General features: G+C 55.8%; 15 protein-coding genes and 1 tRNA gene. 10 read left to right on the top strand and 6 right to left on the bottom strand.

Features of this window, described 5'->3' with window-relative positions; genetic code table 11:
• Positions 1 to 301: 301 nt before the first annotated feature.
• A protein-coding gene (locus EE36_RS12320) for an IS3 family transposase (protein ID WP_198005472.1) occupies positions 302 to 1,428 on the top strand; the annotation gives its coding sequence in 2 pieces (ribosomal slippage) (positions 302 to 572 and positions 572 to 1,428; 1,128 coding nt in all).
• 906 nt (positions 1,429 to 2,334) lie between these two features.
• Here the strand turns inward: EE36_RS12320 and EE36_RS12325 are convergent.
• From EE36_RS12325 to EE36_RS12355, 5 genes are all read right to left on the bottom strand, one after another.
• Positions 2,335 to 5,385 (bottom strand): primase-helicase family protein, encoded by a 3,051-nt coding sequence (locus tag EE36_RS12325; protein ID WP_005852708.1) that lies wholly within the window; start codon positions 5,383 to 5,385, stop codon positions 2,335 to 2,337.
• A gap of 385 nt (positions 5,386 to 5,770) precedes the next feature.
• Positions 5,771 to 5,935, bottom strand: a complete 165-nt coding sequence (locus tag EE36_RS17485) for a hypothetical protein (protein ID WP_005852712.1) — start codon at positions 5,933 to 5,935, stop codon at positions 5,771 to 5,773.
• Positions 5,936 to 7,252: 1,317 nt separating this feature from the next.
• Positions 7,253 to 7,747: a hypothetical protein gene (locus EE36_RS12345; protein WP_005852716.1), complete on the bottom strand. Its 495-nt coding sequence runs from the start codon at positions 7,745 to 7,747 to the stop codon at positions 7,253 to 7,255.
• A 1-nt stretch (position 7,748) separates the two neighbouring features.
• Complete coding sequence (locus EE36_RS12350) at positions 7,749 to 8,282, bottom strand: hypothetical protein (protein ID WP_005852717.1); 534 nt, start codon at positions 8,280 to 8,282, stop codon at positions 7,749 to 7,751.
• Positions 8,283 to 8,473: 191 nt separating this feature from the next.
• Positions 8,474 to 9,943 carry a tyrosine-type recombinase/integrase gene (locus tag EE36_RS12355; RefSeq protein ID WP_198005491.1) on the bottom strand — a complete coding sequence of 490 codons (1,470 nt, stop codon included), beginning with the start codon at positions 9,941 to 9,943 and terminating at the stop codon, positions 8,474 to 8,476.
• A 415-nt stretch (positions 9,944 to 10,358) separates the two neighbouring features.
• Here EE36_RS12355 and EE36_RS12360 point away from each other — a divergent pair, with 415 nt between their 5' ends.
• On the top strand, positions 10,359 to 11,702 hold the full coding sequence (locus tag EE36_RS12360; protein WP_005852719.1) for an esterase-like activity of phytase family protein: 1,344 nt from the start codon (positions 10,359 to 10,361) through the stop codon (positions 11,700 to 11,702).
• 236 nt (positions 11,703 to 11,938) lie between these two features.
• Positions 11,939 to 13,054, top strand: a complete 1,116-nt coding sequence (locus EE36_RS12365; RefSeq protein WP_005852720.1) for a glycine cleavage system protein T — start codon at positions 11,939 to 11,941, stop codon at positions 13,052 to 13,054.
• Positions 13,055 to 13,075: 21 nt separating this feature from the next.
• Here EE36_RS12365 and EE36_RS12370 read toward each other — a convergent pair whose 3' ends face one another.
• A complete protein-coding gene (locus EE36_RS12370; RefSeq protein WP_005852722.1) occupies positions 13,076 to 13,951 on the bottom strand; it encodes a hypothetical protein in 876 nt (291 codons plus the stop codon).
• A gap of 127 nt (positions 13,952 to 14,078) precedes the next feature.
• On the opposite strand from EE36_RS12370, the gene EE36_RS12375 reads away from it, so the two are divergent.
• The 7 genes from EE36_RS12375 (at position 14,079) to EE36_RS12405 (ending at position 20,439) form a co-directional block, all read left to right on the top strand.
• Positions 14,079 to 14,154, top strand: a tRNA-Thr gene (locus EE36_RS12375).
• Between the two features lie 139 nt (positions 14,155 to 14,293).
• Positions 14,294 to 15,523, top strand: coding sequence for a tyrosine-type recombinase/integrase (locus EE36_RS12380; protein WP_005852724.1), 1,230 nt, complete (start codon positions 14,294 to 14,296; stop codon positions 15,521 to 15,523).
• A 141-nt stretch (positions 15,524 to 15,664) separates the two neighbouring features.
• A complete protein-coding gene (locus EE36_RS12385) occupies positions 15,665 to 15,898 on the top strand; it encodes an AlpA family transcriptional regulator (RefSeq protein ID WP_005852726.1) in 234 nt (77 codons plus the stop codon).
• A complete protein-coding gene (locus EE36_RS12390; protein WP_039911877.1) occupies positions 15,877 to 17,151 on the top strand; it encodes a hypothetical protein in 1,275 nt (424 codons plus the stop codon). The genes EE36_RS12385 and EE36_RS12390 overlap by 22 nt, the downstream gene beginning before the upstream one ends.
• Positions 17,152 to 18,160: 1,009 nt before the next feature.
• On the top strand, positions 18,161 to 18,430 hold the full coding sequence (locus EE36_RS12395; RefSeq protein ID WP_005852730.1) for a hypothetical protein: 270 nt from the start codon (positions 18,161 to 18,163) through the stop codon (positions 18,428 to 18,430).
• Positions 18,427 to 19,794, top strand: coding sequence for a DUF4055 domain-containing protein (locus EE36_RS12400; RefSeq protein WP_005852732.1), 1,368 nt, complete (start codon positions 18,427 to 18,429; stop codon positions 19,792 to 19,794). The genes EE36_RS12395 and EE36_RS12400 overlap by 4 nt, the downstream gene beginning before the upstream one ends.
• Positions 19,795 to 19,797: 3 nt before the next feature.
• Positions 19,798 to 20,439, top strand: coding sequence for a hypothetical protein (locus EE36_RS12405; RefSeq protein WP_005852733.1), 642 nt, complete (start codon positions 19,798 to 19,800; stop codon positions 20,437 to 20,439).
• The last annotated feature ends 82 nt before the right edge of the window (positions 20,440 to 20,521 follow it).

Raw genomic sequence — 20,521 nt, forward strand, 5'->3', positions numbered from 1 at the left:
ACACCAACCGTGTATCCATCGCCAAGCTTAACGACAACTGCATGGAGCCGGTCTGTAGATATGTGGGCGTTTCCCGGCACGGACCTCTTCCAGCTTTTCGACCCAGAGAATTTCTGGTGGCGATTAGCGCTGCATCGACATGGCGCGGTCCCGGCCTTCCGCCCGTTTAAAATTTTTTCCATCTACCCAGCGCAATCGCAGCCGTATTCCAGTTGATAAGGTTAACCGGGATGCCTGAGGTGGTCCCAGAAAACTGGACAGTCGGCTAAGGTGTATCCCAAACCTTTGAAGGGATACGAGAATGGCGAAGCGTCGGAATTTTACAGATCAGTTTAAGGCCAAGGTGGCGTTGGAAGCGCTGCGTGGCGACAAGACCGTGCAGGAGATTGCGGCGAAGCACCAGCTTCACCCAAACCAGGTCAGCACTTGGAAGCGGCAGGCTATCGACGGGATGGCCGATGTGTTCTCTGGCGGCAAGCAAAGCGGCCCGACAGAAGCAGAGGTCAAGGAGCTGCATGCCAAGATCGGGAGGTTGGCGGTCGAGAACGATTTTTTGTCCGAAGGGCTGAAGCAGTGAGCCCCGAGGAAAAACGCGCGATGATTATACGGGACCATCCCGAGTTGAGCATCAGCAAGCAATGCAAACTGGTGCGGCTGTCGCGGTCGGCATTCTATTACACGCCGGTCGGGATCGATGCGGACACTCTGGCAATGATGAAAGAGATCGATCGCGTCTTCACCAAATACCCGTTCTTCGGCAGTCGCCAGATCGCGGCCTATCTGCGCCGGGAAGAAATTGCTGTCGGGCGCCATCGCGTCAGAAGGCTGATGGCGAAGATGGGCTTGGAAGCAGTCTACAAACGGCCCAAAACCAGCCAGCCGCATCCCCAGCATCCGGTCTATCCCTACCTGCTTCGAAGCTTGCAGATCGAGCGTCCGAACCAGGTCTGGTGTGCCGACATCACCTTCGTGCCGGTTCGCAACGGGTTCCTCTACCTCGTGGCGATCATGGACTGGGCGTCGCGCAAAGTCCTGAGCTGGAGGCTGTCGAACACGATGCACGCAGACTTCTGCGTGGAGGCTTTGCAGGAGGCAATCGTCAAATACGGCCCGCCCGAGATATGCAACACGGATCAAGGATCGCAGTTCACCGGATCGGCGTGGATCACGACGCTGACCGCGGCAGGCGCGCGCATCTCGATGGATGGGCGGGGCCGCTACCTCGACAACATCTTCATCGAACGGTTGTGGCGGAGCCTGAAGCAGGAGGCGATCTATCTCCAAGAGATCAGCGATGGCTTCCAGGCCCGGCGCGTCATCAAGGGCTGGATGACATTCTACAACACCGAGCGGCCCCATTCTGCGCTTGATCGGTTAACGCCCGACGACGCATATTGGGCCGGATTGGAAGAGCAAAAAGCAGCATGAAACCTAAACCCGATACACCTTAGAAACGCTGCAAACCTGTCCGAAAAGGTGGGACCACTTCAGCCCCATCACATACAAATATCGGATAGTCTGCTTATCATACATTTCACGTGTCGTATTCCTCGCGTTGATCTTGGAGATCCAGCATGTCGGCGCAGGCCCGGCCCTCGTACGGGACTTTCGTGTGCGACCTTTTTCCTCATGATTTCTACGTTCTTCCGTCGTTCTTATTTGCTCTACAATGCTGGAGGAGATTCTATCAGAAATGTATGCGATAGATGAAAGAACCATGCGAGACGGGGTATCGGTTCACCTATGGGAAAAGGGCAATTGGGCGCAAACGATGTTTGACTACATTGTTAAGCCACCACGATAGGTTGAATAAAAATGGAGGGCGTTATGCCGTCGCAAAATCACGAGATTTTTAGTAGTGGGACAATGTTATGGCTGACCTTAAAGAAGCCCACGAAACCTATTGGAACGCCCTCAAGCATGACAACGCAAACCTGAATTTGGTGCGACGTGATTGGGAGAAAGGCAGAAATCCTACAACGAAATTGCCAGCCAAATCGGATGGCAGCCCATACGCGCCGTTTAGAAATCCGTCGCGCCCCCAAACCCCCAACAATCCCCAACCCTTCCGGGGGCTTGGCGGCCCTTGTTTTATTAAGTGAAGTGACTTTACCCCCCAACCCCCAAGGATTCTTACCAGAAATAAATAGAACCATGACATACACACCAATAGTTCTTCTCGGTGAGTGGGTGTGTGTGTCTCGTCATAATTCCCCGTGAGTGTTAGAAATCTTGGGGGTTTGCGGGGAAGGGCGTTTAGGCCAACTATAGCTGGAAAAAAACGCCCCCATGCCTTTGGGGGCGTAGTGGGGCAAATCCCACTAACGCGGGGGTTCAATCACCCCGCAAAACCCGGTCCACGTTGTTCCCCAGCACCTCAGGCGGGAAATGCCACCAACGAGAGTTGGGCGAACTGCCAACCTTGCCCTGCTTTTCGATCAGGTCCACGGCAAAAAGCCGCTTGACCATACCCGGAACGTCAGAGTCGTCTGCATTGTTCTTGTTCCCGTGCCTTTCGATGTACGTCTTGAAAGCCGCCATGTGGACGCGGAGGCCGGGGTGCCCCGCGACCGCGTCCGACACAAAGGTCTCGGGCATTCCGTCGACGGTCAACGTGACCTCACCAGCGCGAAGTACGTCCAGCAACTTCCGCTGAGCGGCGCGCATTGAATTGTATCCCATGACCCTCCGTTCCGGCGTCTCGGGAGCCGTGCGCACGTCCGACCAAGTATGTCCGGCTGAGGCCGGATTATAACGTTCAAGATAGGCCAGAAGAGCCGCCATTTCCTCGCTATCAATCGCCAAAGTCAGGTTGTCGAAATAATCTACATCACCCTTCTCAACATCAGAAAAACGCAGCACGAAGTACCGCCGTTCTGATCCGTTCATTTCTATGAGCACCGGCACCGCCTCGTTGGAATCGAAATAGAAGCGAGTGAACGACGGCATGGTAACAAGGCTGTAGCCTTTCATTTCAACTTGAATGTCTCGCGCGTCTACAAGCGCCTTCAAAGTGCTGGACACCTTGGGGTTGGCCCCAAAAACAGCTTCACTAACCTGTACCAGCACACACTTGCTCAGGTGCTCACCCGCAAACTGCCCGATCACATGACTTTCATTTTCAAGTTGCTTGAAATGCGGTGCGGCAAGCTTTGACAGCAGTGCCCCGAAGCGCCCCTTGCCGATACCGCCCTTGCCGATCCCGATGACCCCGGTCCCAGGCTTTTCGCCGGGACGTTGGACCAGATGGCTCATCCAGAGCAACAGCCAGCTAAGCTTTTCCTCGCTGCCGTCGCACACAATCCGCAACAAGAAATCGAAGAGCATTGGAAAATCGCGCTCGTCGCCATACTTTCCGGGTACGGCCTTTAGCTTCCGACCCTGATACATATTGAAATCGTTTGTACCCGGCACCGTCGGAGGTGGTGCAAAAACCAGCCCGCTCTTGCGCTTGGCATTATCAAGGAAGGTCGCAGCAGGGTTCACCATCTTGTCACCTTCCATGATCTGCCGATCAAGGTGCAGGTTCAGAAAGTCCTCCTTCCGGTAGAGAGAAATTGTGGCGTCATAATCCGAATTAAAGGCGCTTAAGTCTGGCTTCCGTAAAATGCGAAAATGACCAGCAAGATCTACGGGTGCAAAGCGATGCGCCAAGGTCGCCAACGCGGTTCCCATGGTGTTCCCAAGTGGTTCGGCAGGGTCCAAAGACACATTGTCAGGCACACCGCTATCCAGTGCCGCGATATAACCTTCCTGCCGCTCTACCGCCTTATCAGCAGAAAAATCTGCCTTTTCTACGTTTAGAAGTTCACGACCACGCTTTTCCACGCGCTTACGCGCGTTTGCATCGAGATGCTCCTTCACCAGCTCGCCCCACTTGGCAACAGCTTCGCGACGTTCACCCGCCTTGACGATCCCTGCGAAGATCGCGGCTAAGTGTTCTGCCCCTGCGTTGGCGGGCAGGGCGTTGAACGCCCGCGCTACGGATAAAGGGGTCTTTAGCCATCCAAGCTTAATCTCTTCATCGACGTAAACTCTCTGGTCGACTGTAACCGCCGAGCCGTCGACCTCAGTCGGATAGAACATTTCGTCACACAGAATGGCAGTGAACGCCTCCCCTTCCGGCAGAGTGATTTGTTCTTCGATGAGGCGTAAAAAATCGCAAGTGTAGAGGCCAGAGCAATGGTTATGATGGCAATAGATAATTGCGCTCTCGTCTGCGTCTTCGCCCGGAGCAGCCCTTGCCATATCTTCCCCGGACGTATGCGCGCCCGCGTTCGGGCAAAGAATATCGACGCCGCGCCCTGCATCGCCCCGAACATCCCAGCCGAGCATTTCCAAAAATGATGAGAGGTCAAAATACTCGCCGTGATCGGCCGCCCATGCCAGCAGGTCGAAGCCATCGGATAGCCGGGCGGGGTCACCACGTGCCGCGTCATTGCCTGCCTTGATACCGGAGGGGCCCCGGCGCATGTGAGTGCTCACATCCCCTGCGGGCATGTCATCCAGCGTCACGCCACGACCAGCAAGGATGTAGTGCTTAAACTCAGCGCCAAAGGGACGGGCGGGTGCGTGCATCATCTGTGACGGTAGCGAACCGCGCGAGTCGATTTCTCCGCCCGCAGGAATGAGCATTTCGAGGAATCCGAAGTAACGGCTCAGCCATTCAGCCTTGCGGGTTTCCCAGCCCTCCGGATCAGCATCACGATTACCGAGTTCAAAAGGTTCTGTAAGAGGCAGGATGATGCGAAACCGATCACTTCCGGGCCCGCCCTTGGTGGTGTGAGAATGGGTCGTGTAAATCACGGCAAACAAGCCCAATTCCCGCAAGCGGGGAACTACCTGTTCTACTGTGCACCCGCCGTCAATATCAGCTACCACCGCCCGTATATTCAGAATCTTCTTTTCCAGCTTGTAGCATAATTCTACGCCATTCCGGCGCTTACGCGCCCGCTGACTTTCAGCGAAAAACAGGGCATTCCCGCCCTTGTGCTCCTGTGCCGGGTGCCGCGAAAGGAAGGTATCAATTGCCTCCTTCCAAGACTGTTCATGGCGCTCCCAGTTGCTTCCAAAGGTGTACGGCGCGGTGTCAGTCGTCCCTACTACAACGGGCATGTTTAGAAGCGCATCGCATTCAGACAAGCTACCGACTACTGTTGCATCATTGATGCGTGTGAGCACTGGTCGGGTTAGGTGGATTACATTTCCCTCGTTGGTCGGATTATATAGCCAAAGTGGCGGCTCTGTACGTTCGGGGGGGTCTGTCTCCCAACCATAGTGCTCTTCAGCATAACTTGTTAATTCAGTATCGGTCAGCTCTAGTCCGGCTTCTGCAAACGGGTTTCCGATACCTAGTTCATTCGTTTCCTTCAAAAAATCTTCCACTTATTTCTCCTTCATAGTTAGTTGATTTTCATATTGCGTTCCTTTTGGTTTCGCCGCCGCCCAATGGGCGACTTGCGCTTTTGTTCATCATAGTTGGATGGTCCCACGCGCGGATCTCGCATACTATGGATACCGGCCAATGAGACCTTAGATCAGCTCGCGGAACTCGGGAATTCGGGAAAATCTGATCTACGGAAGTCGGCTGCGGTCTCCGTGACCCTGACGCCAAGTCGAACCGCGCGTTCCATGAGTAGCTCCGCAGCATGGGGCTTATCTTCTTCGAGAAGAGTTGTTAGCTCATCTGAAATATCAGAGAGTTGCTTACAGAAGTTTATAACGCTCCAGAGGGCGCTTATGGACCGTGCAGTGCCATCGTTCTCTGTCATCACGCTGCATCCTCAGTCAGCTTGGTAACCTTAGCCGATAACCGCACCAGCTCATCGGCGGTGTCGGATGTAAGTGGCATCAAACCGATTTGAGCCATTCGATCTGTCAAGTTTACAATCGCGTTTTCCCTGTGCTCGCGATTGAAATCGTCATAGTTTGTCATTCGTGTATCTCCTTATTCCAGTGGGCTTGATGTCACTGAACTTGAGGAGGCTTTCGACCAAAGTCAAACTTAACTTATTGATTTTATGTTACTTTAGTTGACGCTTGATGTCACTAAAAATGACATTTTCCAAAATAGCACATCTGTTAACACGGCTCGCGTCACCTAAGCGCCAAGCTCACAATCAAAACTTTCCGGAAGCGGTATGTCATTGAAAATGACACTTTCCCAAAATAGCATATCTTGCTTTATGATTGACGTTGCGTCACTTTGTCCCCAGCGCTACGCTAGGTGACTTTGAATTGGGGGGATCGCCCCCATAATTTCCTTCAGATTGTTAGCGAGAACTGGTGGATAAGAAAAATTCCCAAGCTCTGCGGCACCGCCCCCGACACTCCAAGTGATAGGGTCAGGGGCGAAACCCGCACAGCGAAGAACATTACGGGCAAGTCTACCGTCCCCGCCCATCACCTTTACCAGCCAGTGCAGCGAAATCCTTAGACCACGGCCGTTGGACTTGCTTGCTTCATCTCGCAGGAGGTCGGCAAGGTCGTTGATTATGTCGTTGTCGTGCATTTTTAATCCTCATGTATTTCGTGTCCCACTGGGTAGGAGATAAACCCAGCGGGACATCTACGGCAGGCCGGGGAGCACCTGCCGCAATCTGGCTAAAGTCCTTCGCGGGACAAAGTCGCCGCGATGGCGTTTTCTATGGTTCTGGTGCTTGCCCTGAATGATAAATACGATGGGAACGCTTCTCGGGCTGCCCGCCAAAGCATCTTCCGGCGCTGCATTCGGCGGATAGCTAAATTGTGCGCAACTTTGTTGAATCGATTACGGTGCAACGTCGAGCCTCTCGAGCGTTGCACCGCCCTTATGGCGATAAATCCACGCCACTATTTCGGCCCTTATGCTGCGCTCTTCTGCTGTCTGTTGTTGGTCGGTCATAGCACGCCTCAGATGGGCTACATTTAGCCATCTTCGGTCTCGCGATTTCTTGCGGGTCTTCTGCAATTTCGTCAGAGGTGGTGGCAACGGTCCGCCCGCAAATATCGAGCTATCAGGGTCAATATCGTGCATCATCATCTGCTTTGTGCGCTAGAGCGCGAATAGAGTTTCGCTTTCGCTCCTCTGGCGTTAGGCTTACTTTGGCCTGTGACCGACTGAAACGGCGTAAAAGGGTCTGATACTCGTATTCTGTCAGAACTCTTTTGGGGAAAAGGATGCATTGAAACCCGACCCCGTGACGTCGGAAAAATGTTTTCCAGTTACTATTCTGAGCGCGAACAGCATTTTCAATCTTTATGAGAGAGATCATTAAAGCAGCCCCCACTTACGGGCCAGCGCGAGCTTGGTGGCAGGGCTGTTCACCTCCTTTATGAAGTCGAGGCGCTCGTTTGCCGATATGTTGAAGGCTTCGGTGGGCGGGGTCGCTATACCGAGGTCGCGCGCCTGTGATAAACAACGTGCGGCATTATCGGTCCAGCGACTTGCCGTGACCTCAAACTTGCTCCGGTTCAAATCTGCGACCGCTGCGGTTAGAGCGTCTACGTCGCCTGCTGCGATTGCTGTTTTGCGGGCTGCGTCGGAAAGGGCGGGAAGGGCCAGCACTTCGGCCCTGAATTCGTCTTCGTCCAGTGGGGCACCAAGCGCGGCGGTGCGGGCAGAACGAAGGTTCAGGACATCGTCCGCTTCAATTGAAACGCCATGTCTGGCGGCATCGGTTACGGTGCGCTCTACCAGCGCGGCCCAGCGGTCCCGGACGGCCTTGGAGCCTTCCAAGATGGATAGGAAATTGGTGTGATCGCCCATGCTATGCTACCTCCTTCAAAGTAGCGTGATTATCGAGCGCCGCACAATTGTTCGAAACGGCGAAGCCTGCGGCAATGTTATGCGCATCGGGCGGAGTGCCGCCGGTCAGCACCCATACCAAAACCGGCGGGCACAAAGCGAACAGTTCACGGAGGGGCGAAAGGTTTCGCACGATGGTCGGTGCGCAAATGCGGCTATCGCCCACGCCCATAACGAAAGCATTCTGAGCGGCCCGTAGTCGGCCGCGATTAGCTTCGGTTGGAAGCCAGTCTGAAAATTCGCGCGCCAATGGTATGCTTTCAGGCTCTAGGTACAGGTCAGGCCCGAACAAGTCGCAGGCGGACCCGGTAAGCGCCTTGACCGCCCCGGCTTCCAATTCCTTGGCCTTCAAAGTTTGCACGGCGGCGGCGAGGTGGTAATAGCGCCTTCCACGCTCGTGTGGCCGGATGTGGTAAGCGGTTCTAGTTAATCGCCGGGATGCGGTCGCTTCCGAAACGCCGGTTGCGGCGGCATAAGACGCAATAGTGATATACACTGAATTTCCTCTTCTATGTGGAATTTTCATCACCCAAATATTTGGGGTTGACAAATGTATATCACAATTTGAGGTCAGAGTCACGAATCGCTTCAAAAAGGGTCACGAGATGCAGGTGGAAAGTTAGCTGAGGTTTAACTAGAACAAAGAAATTCCCGCTCGCGGAGCTTGCCGCACTTCTAATGGCACGCTTAAATGCAGGCCATTCGCTCGACATGCCGCCGCTTCTCTTCCAGCCAGTCTGCATCGACGCCGTAGCGTCCCGCATGCGGGTTGTCGTCGGCATGGCCCATAAGCGCATTGCGCACATGCTCAGGCATCCCTGTGCGCCGAGACTCCGCTGCCCATGAGTGTCGCAAGCTGTAGAGAACTTTGCGTGGTTCATCTGGGGAGATCTGTTTTCTTAGATTGTCGGTCCATTCCCGCGACAGCGGGCGAGCGTATCTGCCCTTGATTTCTAGTTTCCCAGCACTCTCTGCCTCTTTCAGTTCCTTAGGTGTCGGTTCCGGCGCAAAGGAAGGGAAGAGCAGGGCGCTATTGTTACGTCTTAAGTGCTCCAACAGGGCAGGCAATAACCGAGAGTGGATGGGTAGCGTCCTAATGCTTCGTTCGTTCTTGGTTTGACGTGCGCGGGCGTCATCGTCGGCTTCTTCGTTGGTAATGCGTATCGCGCCAGTGGACAGGTCGATATCTTCCCGCCTAAGTTGGCAAACCTCTTCAGGCCGAGCGCCTGTCCAGACCAGACACTGGAGGGCGGTTGCTAGGTCTTCTTTGCGTCCCGGTTGCTTGCTATTGCGGCGTCCATTCCAAAGGGTGGTCGATACGCTGACAAGCTTCTTGATCTCTTCCGGGGTAAAACTCTTCCAACTGCGTGAAGCCTTGGGGCGATGGTCTGCGGGCGGTTCGACACCCGTCGCTGGATTGTAGTCTATTTCATCAACCGACGTTGCAAAGGCTAGTAATGCCCGTACTGAGTCCAACCGTTTGGTGATAGAGGTGGGTGACAGTGGTGCACCTCGATAGGTAAAGGTCTGCGCATGTTCAACGTATTGAATGACATGACGCTTGGTGATTTCGGATAAGTAAAGCTCACCACCAACACCGGCGTGTAGTTCTGTGAACTCGCGGGCATACTGGACATGTTTCTTCCACGTCGCAGGCGTCTGCTTTTTAAGTCCACGCCACCGGGGCAGGATCGACAAGACAGTCTCTCCGCTGACGCGGGTCGCTGCTTCTATCTTACCCGCTGCACGTTCTGCTTTCAGGTCGGCAAGCTCTGCCTGTTCCGATGTCTTTGCCCCCTGATAGGCGTCCATCTGCTGTTGCAGTTCAATCTGCGCTGCCGCTTCCTCTTGAGATACCACGAAGAAGCCATCTATTTCTGCTGCGCGTCGCTGCGCTGGATCATCTGTCACGGCGTATCTGGTGGTCTCAATAATGCGCCCATCCCGGAAGAAGCGTGCTGGAACCGGGGTAGGAGCGCCGGGTGGTAGGTCGTCCGAGGATAGGTCTATGCGCATCGCCACCGCGTCAGCGCCGAGACTTCTAGCCTCGTCGACATCAACAGTTTGTGCCATTCGCATCTGGCGATTGTGACGGTCGGCGATACCTTGAGCTTCGGTTGCTCGTTCGGTGTCGCTCTGTCCTTCAAGGGCGATCATCCATACCTTCTTGGTGAATAGATCATGGAACTGCGCTGGGATCATCCGGCGGTAATAATACCGCCCTCTACGCTGCGTGATATAGTTGCCCCTGCGTGGTCGGAAGCGCATGTACGAATTCCCTAATTGACCAGGTTATTGACCACGTTGTTGACCACATATCAAGCCCATAATAGGATAGAGGCACATCGTCAAATTTATAAAATAATATAAAATCAAAGGTTTGAGGATTCCTTCCTAAGGGAGATGTGACATTCGTGTCACACGTGAGTCTGAATCCCACCTCCTCCGCCAATATCCCACCTCTCCAATACGCCTCTCCCCAATTCCGCGCCTGTCGTGGAACCGTCACCTTTGCGTTACGCGGCTGTTACCAGAATCGCGGATCAGGGGCCGTCTTTAACGGAGAGCCCTAATGAAACACCCTATTCTTCCCCTTGCCCTGTCCCTTCTGGCCGTCCCCGCTGTCGCGCAAGAGACGTTTGATGCCACGCTTGCGGGCCATGCCTACCTGCCTGCGCTGAGCCTTGTCGCGCCACCTGCGGATGCGCCGAAGGATGCGTGGATCAGTGGTAAATTCACTGGTGGCGCGCGCAATGGCGTGCCGATGTCGGTGCCAGGCGATACGGGCGGGCTGCATGGTAAACGGCTGACGGGGCTGAACCTGCCCTTCATTGGCCAGCCGTTGCAGGGGTTTTCCGGTTTCGCGATGAACCGTGCCGAGGACGGGTCGGTCTATGTGCTGACGGACAACGGCTTTGGCTCCAAGGCGAACAGCCCCGATACACTGTTGTTCTTCAGCCGGATGGACGCTGATTTCGACACAGGTGAGGTCGAGATCAAGGAAACGGTTTTTCTGCATGATCCCGATTTCAAAGTGCCCTTCCGCATTTCCTATGGCGGGACCGACAGCCGCTATCTGACCGGCGCGGATTTCGATCTGGAGAGCATCCAGCGCGTTGGCGACAGCATCTGGATCGGCGAGGAGTTCGGCCCCTATCTGATCGAGGCCACATTGGACGGGCGGATCAAGGGCGTCTATCCGACGATGGTGGATGGTGTTCAACTGAAAGGGCCGGATACGCCCGGTATCTCGGCCACATCGGTGAAGGGGACGGATTGGACGGTGCCACGCTCGGGCGGGTACGAGGGCATGGCGCTGCAGCCTGAAACGGGTTTGCTGTGGGCCATGCTCGAGAAACCACTGCTGGCCGCGAGCGGCGAGAACGAAGGTGATTTCCTGCGCGTCATGGCCTTTGACCCCGAGGCACGCGACTGGACGGGCGAGGGCTTCAAGTTCAAGCTGGCCGAAGGGGCCACGGCGGTCGGTGACTTCAACTTCATCGACGAGACCCGCGCGCTGGTGATCGAGCGTGACAATGGCGAGGGCGAGCCTTCGTTGAAATGCGCCGGTGACCCGCAGGCAGATTGTTTCCCGAACCCCGCGATGGTCAAGCATGTGGTTCTGATCGATACCGCCGATGTGGATGCCGAGGGCTATGTGCGCCGCATTGGTCAGATCGACCTGATGAACATCGCCGACCCCGAGGGTAAGGCCCGCATCGAAACCGATGGCGGCGAGGCAGGGCGGTTCAGCCTGCCGTTCTTCACCATCGAGGACGTGATGCGGGTGGACGAGACGCACATCATGGTCGCCGTGGACAACAACCTGCCGTTCTCATCCGGGCGCAAGCTGGATGCCGCTGCGGATAACGAAGTGGTGCTGCTGAGCGTGCCCGAACTGCTGGCCGCGCAGTAACCCGACGCGCCCCTGTCGCAAAGGATGCCGAGGGGGCGTTTCACACCCTAGACACACCCTAGGCCCCGCCATTGCCCGCGCATCCCAACCTTTGGGAAGATGCCGGTTGATGTGCGGGGCTTTGCCGTGTCAGAAAAAGCGAGCGCTCGCCTGATGGCATCGCCGTTCCCTGACACCCGCTCCTTGGGACAGGGCACAGGGATGGTACGGTGGGCCTTGGCAAAAGGATCTTCTTCATGGCGTTTCAGATCGGCATTGGCCCGAATAATCGCAAATCCGCCTATTTCGATGCGACTGTCGCAGACGGCGTGGCTTGTTTCTCGGTCTATAATCACATGTTCATACCAGCGCATTATGGCGACCCCGAGGGGGAATATGACGCGCTGATGAACGGTGTGGCCATGTGGGATGTCGCAGCGCAACGGCAGGTCGAACTGTCCGGGCCGGATGCGGCGCGGCTGATCCAGTATCTGACCACGCGCGATATGTCGAAAACCCGGATCGGGCAGGGGCGCTATGTGCCCATGTGCGACCATCAGGGGCGGCTTATCAACGACCCCGTGCTGCTCATGCTGGCGCAGGATCGATATTGGCTGTCGATTGCGGACAGTGACATCGCCCTATGGGCCAGCGCCATCGCGGTAGAGCGCGGGTGGGACGTGACCGTGGCTGAGCCAGACGTCTCCCCGCTGGCGGTTCAGGGCCCCAAGGCCGAGGCGGTGATCACCGCGTTGTTCGGCGACTGGGTGCGCGATCTGAGGTATTTTGGCTTCAAGCAAACGCAGTTGGGGGATATCCCGCTGGTGCTGGCGCGGTCGGGCTGGTCGAAACAGGGCGGCTTCGAACTGTATCTCCAGGACAGCAGCCGCGGGGGGGAGCTATGGGCAATGGTAAAGGCCGCAGGCGCGCCCTTTGGTATCCGCCCCGGTGCGCCCAATAACGTCGAACGGATCGAAAGCGGGCTGGTGTCCTATGGTGCGGATGGTCGTCTTCAGACCAACCCCTGCACCCCGTATGACATCGGCCTGGGCAAGCTGGTCGATCTTGAAACCCCCGACGATTTTATCGGGAAAGAGGCGCTGCGCCGTATTGCCGATGAAGGCGCGCAACGGGAAAGGTCAGGCTTTGTCATCGCGGGCGCGCCACTGACGGGGGCGGCACATTCGATTTCCGTGCTGGACGATAAAGGCCAGCCGCGCGGCGTGCTTAGCGATTACGTCTATTCCAAACGTTTCGAGGCCAATATCGGCGTCGGGATGATCGCATCGGATGCAAAGCAAGCGTCGCTCCACGTCGTCATTGGGGACGAGGCCCGCAACGTAACCCTGCGCAGCCTGCCATTTGAAAGCTGACCTTAGACGGTGGTCCCGCCGTTATGGCAGGATCACCCGCACGCCGGGAATTTCCTGAATGCGCGCAACGTCTTCGTCGTAAACCTCGGTCATCTCTTCGACCAGCTCTTCGGTCCAGCTGGGCATGTCCAGTTCTTCCTCAAGCGCGTCGTCGATCACGTATTTGTCCAGAAACGCCGCGATCACACGCGGGTGCTCTGCCGTTGTCATCTCGGGATGGGAGGCGAGATAGGATTTGAACCGTTTCATGCCTTCGGGGCGCATGATCGTTTCCAGCAGGTCGAATTCCCCGTCCAGTGGTGCCATCGTGGGCAGGCCCGCCATCTCGCGCATGATCTGCCCCCAGATCAGGGGGGCGTCTTCGTTGCACCATACGGTCACGGGAATCTCGGGCGCAGAATCACGTAGCAGCGCCAGCGTGTCGGACCAACGCACATCCAGCGGATCCTTGTCGCCCCAGAACTGCGGCGGAGATTTATCGGCCGACACATCATAGAGCACCGGCAGCAGGGTCGCGGGATTGCGGATGCCCATGAAAATCTGCAGTTCGTCCTCGGGGAAAAGCTGCGCCATGCGCATCATCCGCACAGGCGCTGCGGGATAAAGCATCCCTTCAACAACCGCCGTCGCAGGGGTGCGAAAGAAGTTAGCGTCGGAAAAGATCACCCGATCCGCGTCAGAGTCTCCCATGACCGCGTCCAGCAAGACATCCCGCGCCCCGTCCGAGGCGGATGTTTTATACATCGCATTCAACGTATCGCGAAACAAACCACGATAGGTTGCGGGGCTCGGCACATGGGTGCCCGCCTGCGTCAAAAGATCGTGGTTCGACTGGAGGCTCTTCAGCAGCCTGTCTTCTTCGGTGTAATGGGCACCTGTGTGCAAAATCAACTGCATGAACGTCTTCTCACCCTTACTGATACCGGCTTTCCAATAGCCTTTCCTGCGACTTGTGTAAAACTGCAAAAAATTGACATTTCCCCTCTTGCACGGCCCGCAGCAATCTCTTAAACGCTCCCTCAGTGCCCCTATAGCTCAGCTGGTAGAGCAACTGATTTGTAATCAGTAGGTCCGCGGTTCGAGTCCGTGTGGGGGCACCACTTAAACACCAGTCAAACACCGGCAAAATAAGATGCTTCCTCAATTACTTGAGGTGCATTCTTAAACTTCGGTTGGGTTTGATTATAGTTAGAACGTATCATGAACCTTGTAACGAAACGGTCATTACAAGGACATGGTATGCCGCAGATTAAGTTCACGGATTCGACGCTCAAGTCGCTGTCCACAACCAAGACAACATGGTTCTCAGATCCGTCCTGCAAGGGGTTACGCCTCTGCGTGACCAAGAGCGGCGTTAAAACTTGGTACGTAACCAAGTGGGATTCTGGCGCGCAAAAAACGCGGTCGGTCAAGCTGGCGCAGTGGGCGAGCAAGGGCGCGCATTGCGCTTGGGCCAAGAAGCAGATGGGGGCAACGCTGCTCGATATCCACGGGGGCAATGTGCTCACAAAGGATGAGCGCGAAACTCAGAAGGCGGTTCTTGGTATCCCGACGTTTGCCGAGGCGCTGGAGCAGTACATCGAACACCGCACCAGTGAACGGGCGTCGGGCAAGGCTCCGATGGTCGAGAAAACCGCCAAGGATTACCGCAACACATTCAAGCTGCGTTTCGCGCGCTGGGCAGATGTTCACGTAGACGAACTGCCGATCCTTGAGATCAATCAGTACCTGAATGCTCTGCAATTGACGCGCCCGCATGGCGCGCGCACGGCATCTGTTCTGGCTGGGGCAGTGGTTCGTTTCGTCAATCGGCTTTGCGCCTTGGCGCTGCCGATTCCATCGCTCTTGGACAACACCACGATCAAGAGCCGCGTCGAAACCGGCAAACTTGATCTGTCCATGCCTTGGGCGGATCGCTGGGCCGAGATTGAGCAGATACCGAACGAGCATATCCGTCTTTGGTGGATGCTGACTTGGTACACGGGGTTTCGTCAGGAGACGTTCCGCGCCCTTACGTGGGATCAGGTTGATCTTAAGAACGGGGCAATCACGTTCCGGCGCAGTAAGCATACCTATGACCGCAGGATCGCCGTGTCAGATGATGCGGTGCGGATGCTCAAACGGCTTAAAAGGATCAGGTACGAGGATTGCGATTGGGTGTTTCCGTCTCGGCGCATCATCGGAGACAAGCGTAAACACCTCGGCCAGATGGATGGGCTCGAAATGACCAACCCCGGCGACCTGCGGCATTTCTGGATGACAGCGGCGCGTGAGGTTTGTCCGCGCCATGTGCACCGCTGGCTCGCCCAGCAGACGCTGACAGACAATGACCTGCGTATGCTCGGGCATTATGGCGAGCCGAGCTTTGATGAGCAGAAGCGCGGCGCTGACGCGATTGCTGAGGCGATCAATAAGCAACTTGAGGATGCACCTTGCAATGTTGTTGAAATTGGTCGGAAGCACGCCTAAGTTGAATTCACTTACCTACTCGCCTTGGTAGCCTATTCAAGGCCGGTAGATCGCGCCGAACTGCCCTAGCATTGCGACTAGGGATACGGAGGGAGGAAGTACGCGCGGTCACGTGGGTTTCATCTAAACCATGGAGCACACATGACCATCGAAGAGATTGGTCAGCAGTTGGCTGACCTGCGCGTGGATATGATCCGCGCAAACCCACCCCAAGTAATGAATCCAGAAGAAGCGGCGACGTTTCTTGGCGTCACAACGGAAACGCTGTTCCGCTGGCGCAAAGACGCCTTTGGTCCGCCTTACTCGCAACCGACAAGCCGGGTAGTTCGCTACCTGCGTGATGATGTGGTCGCATGGATGAGGGAGCAGAGCTGATGCCAATAAAAGAGAGATTTGATCGGTATGGCGAAGTTGTAGAACTCGAACGATTTGTTGATGCAAAGGCGCTGCTTGGCTTCAATAGCTCAACAAAGCGCATCGTCGATCTCTGCAACAAGGACTTTGAAGATGACCCGTTCGACGAAGCCAAGAACTATAGCACGTGGCATCGCGCGCTTGATGGGCAGGAGGTTTGGAACGGCATCGTTCGCGCCCTCGAAAGCCTATATGATCACCAGCGAGATCGTCCGTGGGAATATCTGCCTGAAGCGCCACCCGAGGAAAACCTGCACCAGTGGATGAAATCACTCCGGTCGGCAGATTGGTGGATGGAGGCGCTGCAACCCGAGGCGTCACCTTCGGCGTTCCGTGCATGGTTTTCAAACAGACCTATGGGTAAGAAGAAAGTTGCTGACGTTCATGAGCGAGTGAATGCATGGTGGGCAAAGCTGCAAGAGCAGGTCGCTCTTGCCCGTCGATACACTTTCGCGACTGAACGTGAACGACAGAGCCAACAAGGTGGTCGTTCGCATCTTCACACGTGGGACACTTGGTGCAAGGACCGGCTTGAGGAAGGCTTATCAGCAGATCAGGTTCGCGACATGATGGTCGACGAGTGCCTGTTAGTTGAAATGCACAGCTTGGAATTGCTCGACTTCGCTATCCCCAATGCTCTGCGGAAATCAAAAGGCGTTGAAAAACACCGCGACTATTTCGTGCAGCAAGCGCACGCGCATTTCGGCAAACTGCTTGAGAGCGGCTTTCCAAGGGCTATCCCACGTAAGCCGCCAGAGTTCGATCCAGGACCAGCAATCTCCGAACACCAGTGGGGTGACCGGAGGCAAGAACGCTGTTCAAAAGATATGAACGTTCCTTTGTACAACATCTGGTATCGCGAAAGCGAGACGCGCTGGTGGAATGCTGACACACGCGAGATTGAATCTGCTACAGAAATTGTTGCCGTGTCTCAGGATGGTCAGAATTGGCGCGATCCGAACGAACGTGAAAAGCAGGGCTGGGACTCGGGTGATTATTGGTTCGCCTATGCCTTCGAAGTAGCTCGTACCACTGGGCGAGATGTGGACATCCGCAATTCTTATGAGCGTGAGCGAGATGAATTGTTGGATGAACGCCGGGGCGCAAGACATCGCTATGAGTACTCAGCACCCGGCTCTGAACATGAGGCGAAAGCGAAGGCTGATCTCGACCGTATCGAAGCCGAGATCAGCAATTTGCATCTACGCGAGTAGTTCACGCAGCACATTATTGCGCTCCTGCATCAACCTGCAGTAGGGGCGCAACGCAACAGCAATTGTCGCTGGCGTGAAACCACGTGCCTGCAAATCGCGGGCGCGTTCCATTGCGGTTTGGGGCAAGTTGTTTTCGGTGGGTTCGAAGTCAAAGGGCATCGGATCGGGTCACTCCGTTCATTGGGTTGATGCTGGGCATCATATCGCCAGAAAGGGCGTTATCTAACTTGGGATGTGGGTGGATATAACCGAGTTATAGGTGCCAGTGTGCAGTGTCTCGGGACTGCAAACACTGCGTCTATTACCATCGCGCGCACGCATGTGCATAAAAAAATGATGATGAGATTTTGTGAAAGTGACCGTAAAATCTCATCATCATTTTTTTATGTACGCGTGTGCGCGCACGTTCTACTGCGGTCACGCAGGTTTTTCTGTCCCTGACTCCCGGAAGATATCCGTCATCTGCGCACAATTGCTTACAGCAAGTGATGGTTTATCAGTTGGTCCAACCACCCAACCTTTTGAACTAAAAGCACAATCCTGCTCGCAATCCTTGTGACAATCCTTGTAACGCCGGATTCGACTGGTTTATCGCGGTCAACCACCGCGACCACCCCTTTTCTCTGAGCGATCCTGACCCGCCCCCACGAAGACAGAAGATCACAATTTCCACGTTTTCCCCACGCCCATCAAACCCTAGTCTCGCCTCCGGCTCATTAGTCCGCCGTATCGCCCGCTCTGCTCGGCGCTGACGCCCATAGCGCGCATTTCCCCCACCGTCATGCCCAACGACCTACAAACCTGCCTCTCTGACGCGCTCTGCGAGTCCCACATTCTTCCCGAGTTGTACCTAAACTTCCGGTAACACCGGACCAACGCTGGGTTGTATGTCGAAATGCGGGCAGTTTCGCGCCGGGTGGGTGCTCGCCGATCAGGGGTTCTTTAATCGTCCCTTCTGGGCCTCTGACCTTTCAGGCCCACCCGGCATCACTTCACCGGGGAGCCCCCAATGCAAGAGTTTCAGATCGTTGAAAGCCCGGAGGGCTGCCGATTGGTGGGGATCGACATCCACACTTCCACACATCTGCCATTACCAATCACGCCCGTAGACGCGAAAGCCCTGATCTTGGCCGCGTTCAAATCGGACGATGACAAACCCCGCTCCGAATTCCACGGCGTCTTGGCCGACAAGACAGCAAACGGAGTTCGTGTTCACCGCGTTGCCAAAGACAGCTGGTTCGAAATTCCGTGGACGGTCATCGCGCGTGATTTGACATGACCAAAATCTATCACCGCTCATACCACGACCGCAGGATCGAATATGACAAAATCCGCGATGTGATCGAAGGCGAAGATCGCCTGAAAAAGCAGGGCGAGATTTATCTGCCCAGACCCGAAGGCATGACCCAATCGCAGTTCACGCGCTATCTCACCGGCGGTTCCTTCTACGCCGTTGCAGAGCGCACACTGCGTGGCCTCGTTGGCGCGGCAACGCGCAACGCCCCGGTGATCGAATTGCCAACCCGGCTCGAACCGATGCGGGATACCGCGACGTTCGAAGGCAATTCGATCACCACCTTGATTGACGACACATTGCACGAGGTGATGTCCATCGGACGCCGCGCTCTGGTCCTCGACTATCCGCAGGAAGGGGCCGCGCCTGCGTCGGCACCATTAATTTCGACCTTTGACGCCGAGTCGATTCTGGACTGGCGCAATGAATTGGTCGAGGGGCGTCAAAAACTGACTTATCTGCGCCTGCATGAGGATGATGCCGAACTGGAAGACAGCGGCGTCGAACAACACCTCGTCTTGACCCTCGACCCTGTTTACACTGTGCGGCGTTACCATGTGACCCGTTCGAAAACCGATGGTTCCAGCCAAGAGGTCGAAATTCACGAGCCGATTACGCCGGTGGTGAACGGCAAGCATCTGGACCATATCCCGGCAGTTGTCATCTCGCCCTACAACCTAAAAGTCGATGTGGAAAAGCCGCCGTTCCTCGACCTCGTCAACGTCAACCTGGCTCACTGGCGCGTTTCCGCGGATTACTATTGGTCGCTGTTCCTGACATCCCAACCGACACCTTGGATCGCGGGCAGCATCAGCGAAGACAACAAGCCGACCCAGATCGGCAGTGGCGCATTCTGGGTCCTGCCTCAAGGCGCGACCGCAGGGATGCTGGAATTCACGGGCGCTGGTATTGCGGCGCAGAAGACGGCTCTGGACGATCTGACGGCCCAGATGGCGACCTTGGGCGCGCGGATGGTCTACGACGGCAAAGGCCGCAACGAAACGACCGACACGGCCAAGCTGCGCCACCGGTCCGAATTGTCCCTTCTGCATTCGTCGGTCGTCATGGTCGAAGAAGGCATTCGCAAGCTGCTCAAGTTGGCTGCTGAATGGACACAACCGGGCACCTCAGATCAGGTCAAAGTGTTCCTGCACCGTGACTTTGTAACGGCTCAGATGGACCCTGCAGTCCTAACCGCACTGCTCAAATCTTGGCAGGCGGGCGCAATCTCCCATGACACCTTCCTGATGAACGTCAAGAAGGGCGAACTGATGGACGTGAACCGGACGCTCGACGACGAAAAAGACATGATCGACGAGGACGAAACCATCCTGCCCGGAGTGACGTAACCCATGATCGAGACGGCAGACCCGACCCGTCAGACACCAACGTCACAACTTGCAGCGGCGGTCATCGTGAACGCGCTGCTTGACCTGCTGAACGTCGCCGGGGCGTCATCCCAGCTAAATGAAAAAGATAAGCGTGACGCTATCGCTTTTCTTACTGACCAAGCCGGTGAATGGGCGCAGTCGCGCCGTAACTGGTGCGATATGGCAGCGTTAGAGGAAACCCAACTACAGCACCGGGTTGTTGCGTTCCTTGAGGGCAACGACGCGTTGCTGGCGGCAATGTTCGACGTTTCCAGACCTCGCGGTGACAAAGCCAAAATGCGGGAAAAGGGTGCCGCACAATCGCGTGCGATATGGCGAGAGATGAAATCGCGACCACCAGCGCCCAAGCGTATCAAGCGAACTGATCCCCAACCCATCCAACTGCCACGCATCAAAAAGACGCTGACCCATGACCTGCTTCTGCACGCTCTCAAAGACGCACCCCTGACCATCCGGCAGCTTGTGTTCGCAACAGACGGTGATTTCGATACGACAACGATCCGAGTGCACCTTGATCGGTTACAGCGCCTTGGGCTTGTCGAGAAGCTGGGTCCTGAATGGCAAGTTGTACCTAAACTTCCGGTTGCGGCCTGCGCCGGATAGGGGCCAGCGTCAATGAGCATGACGTGAGCCGGGGGCTCGCAGTGTTCCCTATCTGATGAAAAGGAGCGAGGCGGGTTTCAGT

This window comes from Sulfitobacter sp. EE-36 (assembly GCF_000152605.1).
Lineage (GTDB): Bacteria > Pseudomonadota > Alphaproteobacteria > Rhodobacterales > Rhodobacteraceae > Sulfitobacter > Sulfitobacter pontiacus.

Excerpts from the sequence above, each read along its gene's own strand:
- EE36_RS17485 (WP_005852712.1), bottom strand. The coding sequence starts at position 5,935 with ATGACAAACTATGACGATTTCAATCGCGAGCACAGGGAAAACGCGATT.
- EE36_RS12345 (WP_005852716.1), bottom strand. The coding sequence starts at position 7,747 with ATGGGCGATCACACCAATTTCCTATCCATCTTGGAAGGCTCCAAGGCC.
- EE36_RS12355 (WP_198005491.1), bottom strand. The coding sequence starts at position 9,943 with ATGATCGCCCTTGAAGGACAGAGCGACACCGAACGAGCAACCGAAGCT.
- EE36_RS12360 (WP_005852719.1), top strand. The coding sequence starts at position 10,359 with ATGAAACACCCTATTCTTCCCCTTGCCCTGTCCCTTCTGGCCGTCCCC.
- EE36_RS12365 (WP_005852720.1), top strand. The coding sequence starts at position 11,939 with ATGGCGTTTCAGATCGGCATTGGCCCGAATAATCGCAAATCCGCCTAT.
- EE36_RS12370 (WP_005852722.1), bottom strand. The coding sequence starts at position 13,951 with ATGCAGTTGATTTTGCACACAGGTGCCCATTACACCGAAGAAGACAGG.
- EE36_RS12380 (WP_005852724.1), top strand. The coding sequence starts at position 14,294 with ATGCCGCAGATTAAGTTCACGGATTCGACGCTCAAGTCGCTGTCCACA.
- EE36_RS12385 (WP_005852726.1), top strand. The coding sequence starts at position 15,665 with ATGACCATCGAAGAGATTGGTCAGCAGTTGGCTGACCTGCGCGTGGAT.
- EE36_RS12390 (WP_039911877.1), top strand. The coding sequence starts at position 15,877 with ATGGATGAGGGAGCAGAGCTGATGCCAATAAAAGAGAGATTTGATCGG.
- EE36_RS12395 (WP_005852730.1), top strand. The coding sequence starts at position 18,161 with ATGCAAGAGTTTCAGATCGTTGAAAGCCCGGAGGGCTGCCGATTGGTG.
- EE36_RS12400 (WP_005852732.1), top strand. The coding sequence starts at position 18,427 with ATGACCAAAATCTATCACCGCTCATACCACGACCGCAGGATCGAATAT.
- EE36_RS12405 (WP_005852733.1), top strand. The coding sequence starts at position 19,798 with ATGATCGAGACGGCAGACCCGACCCGTCAGACACCAACGTCACAACTT.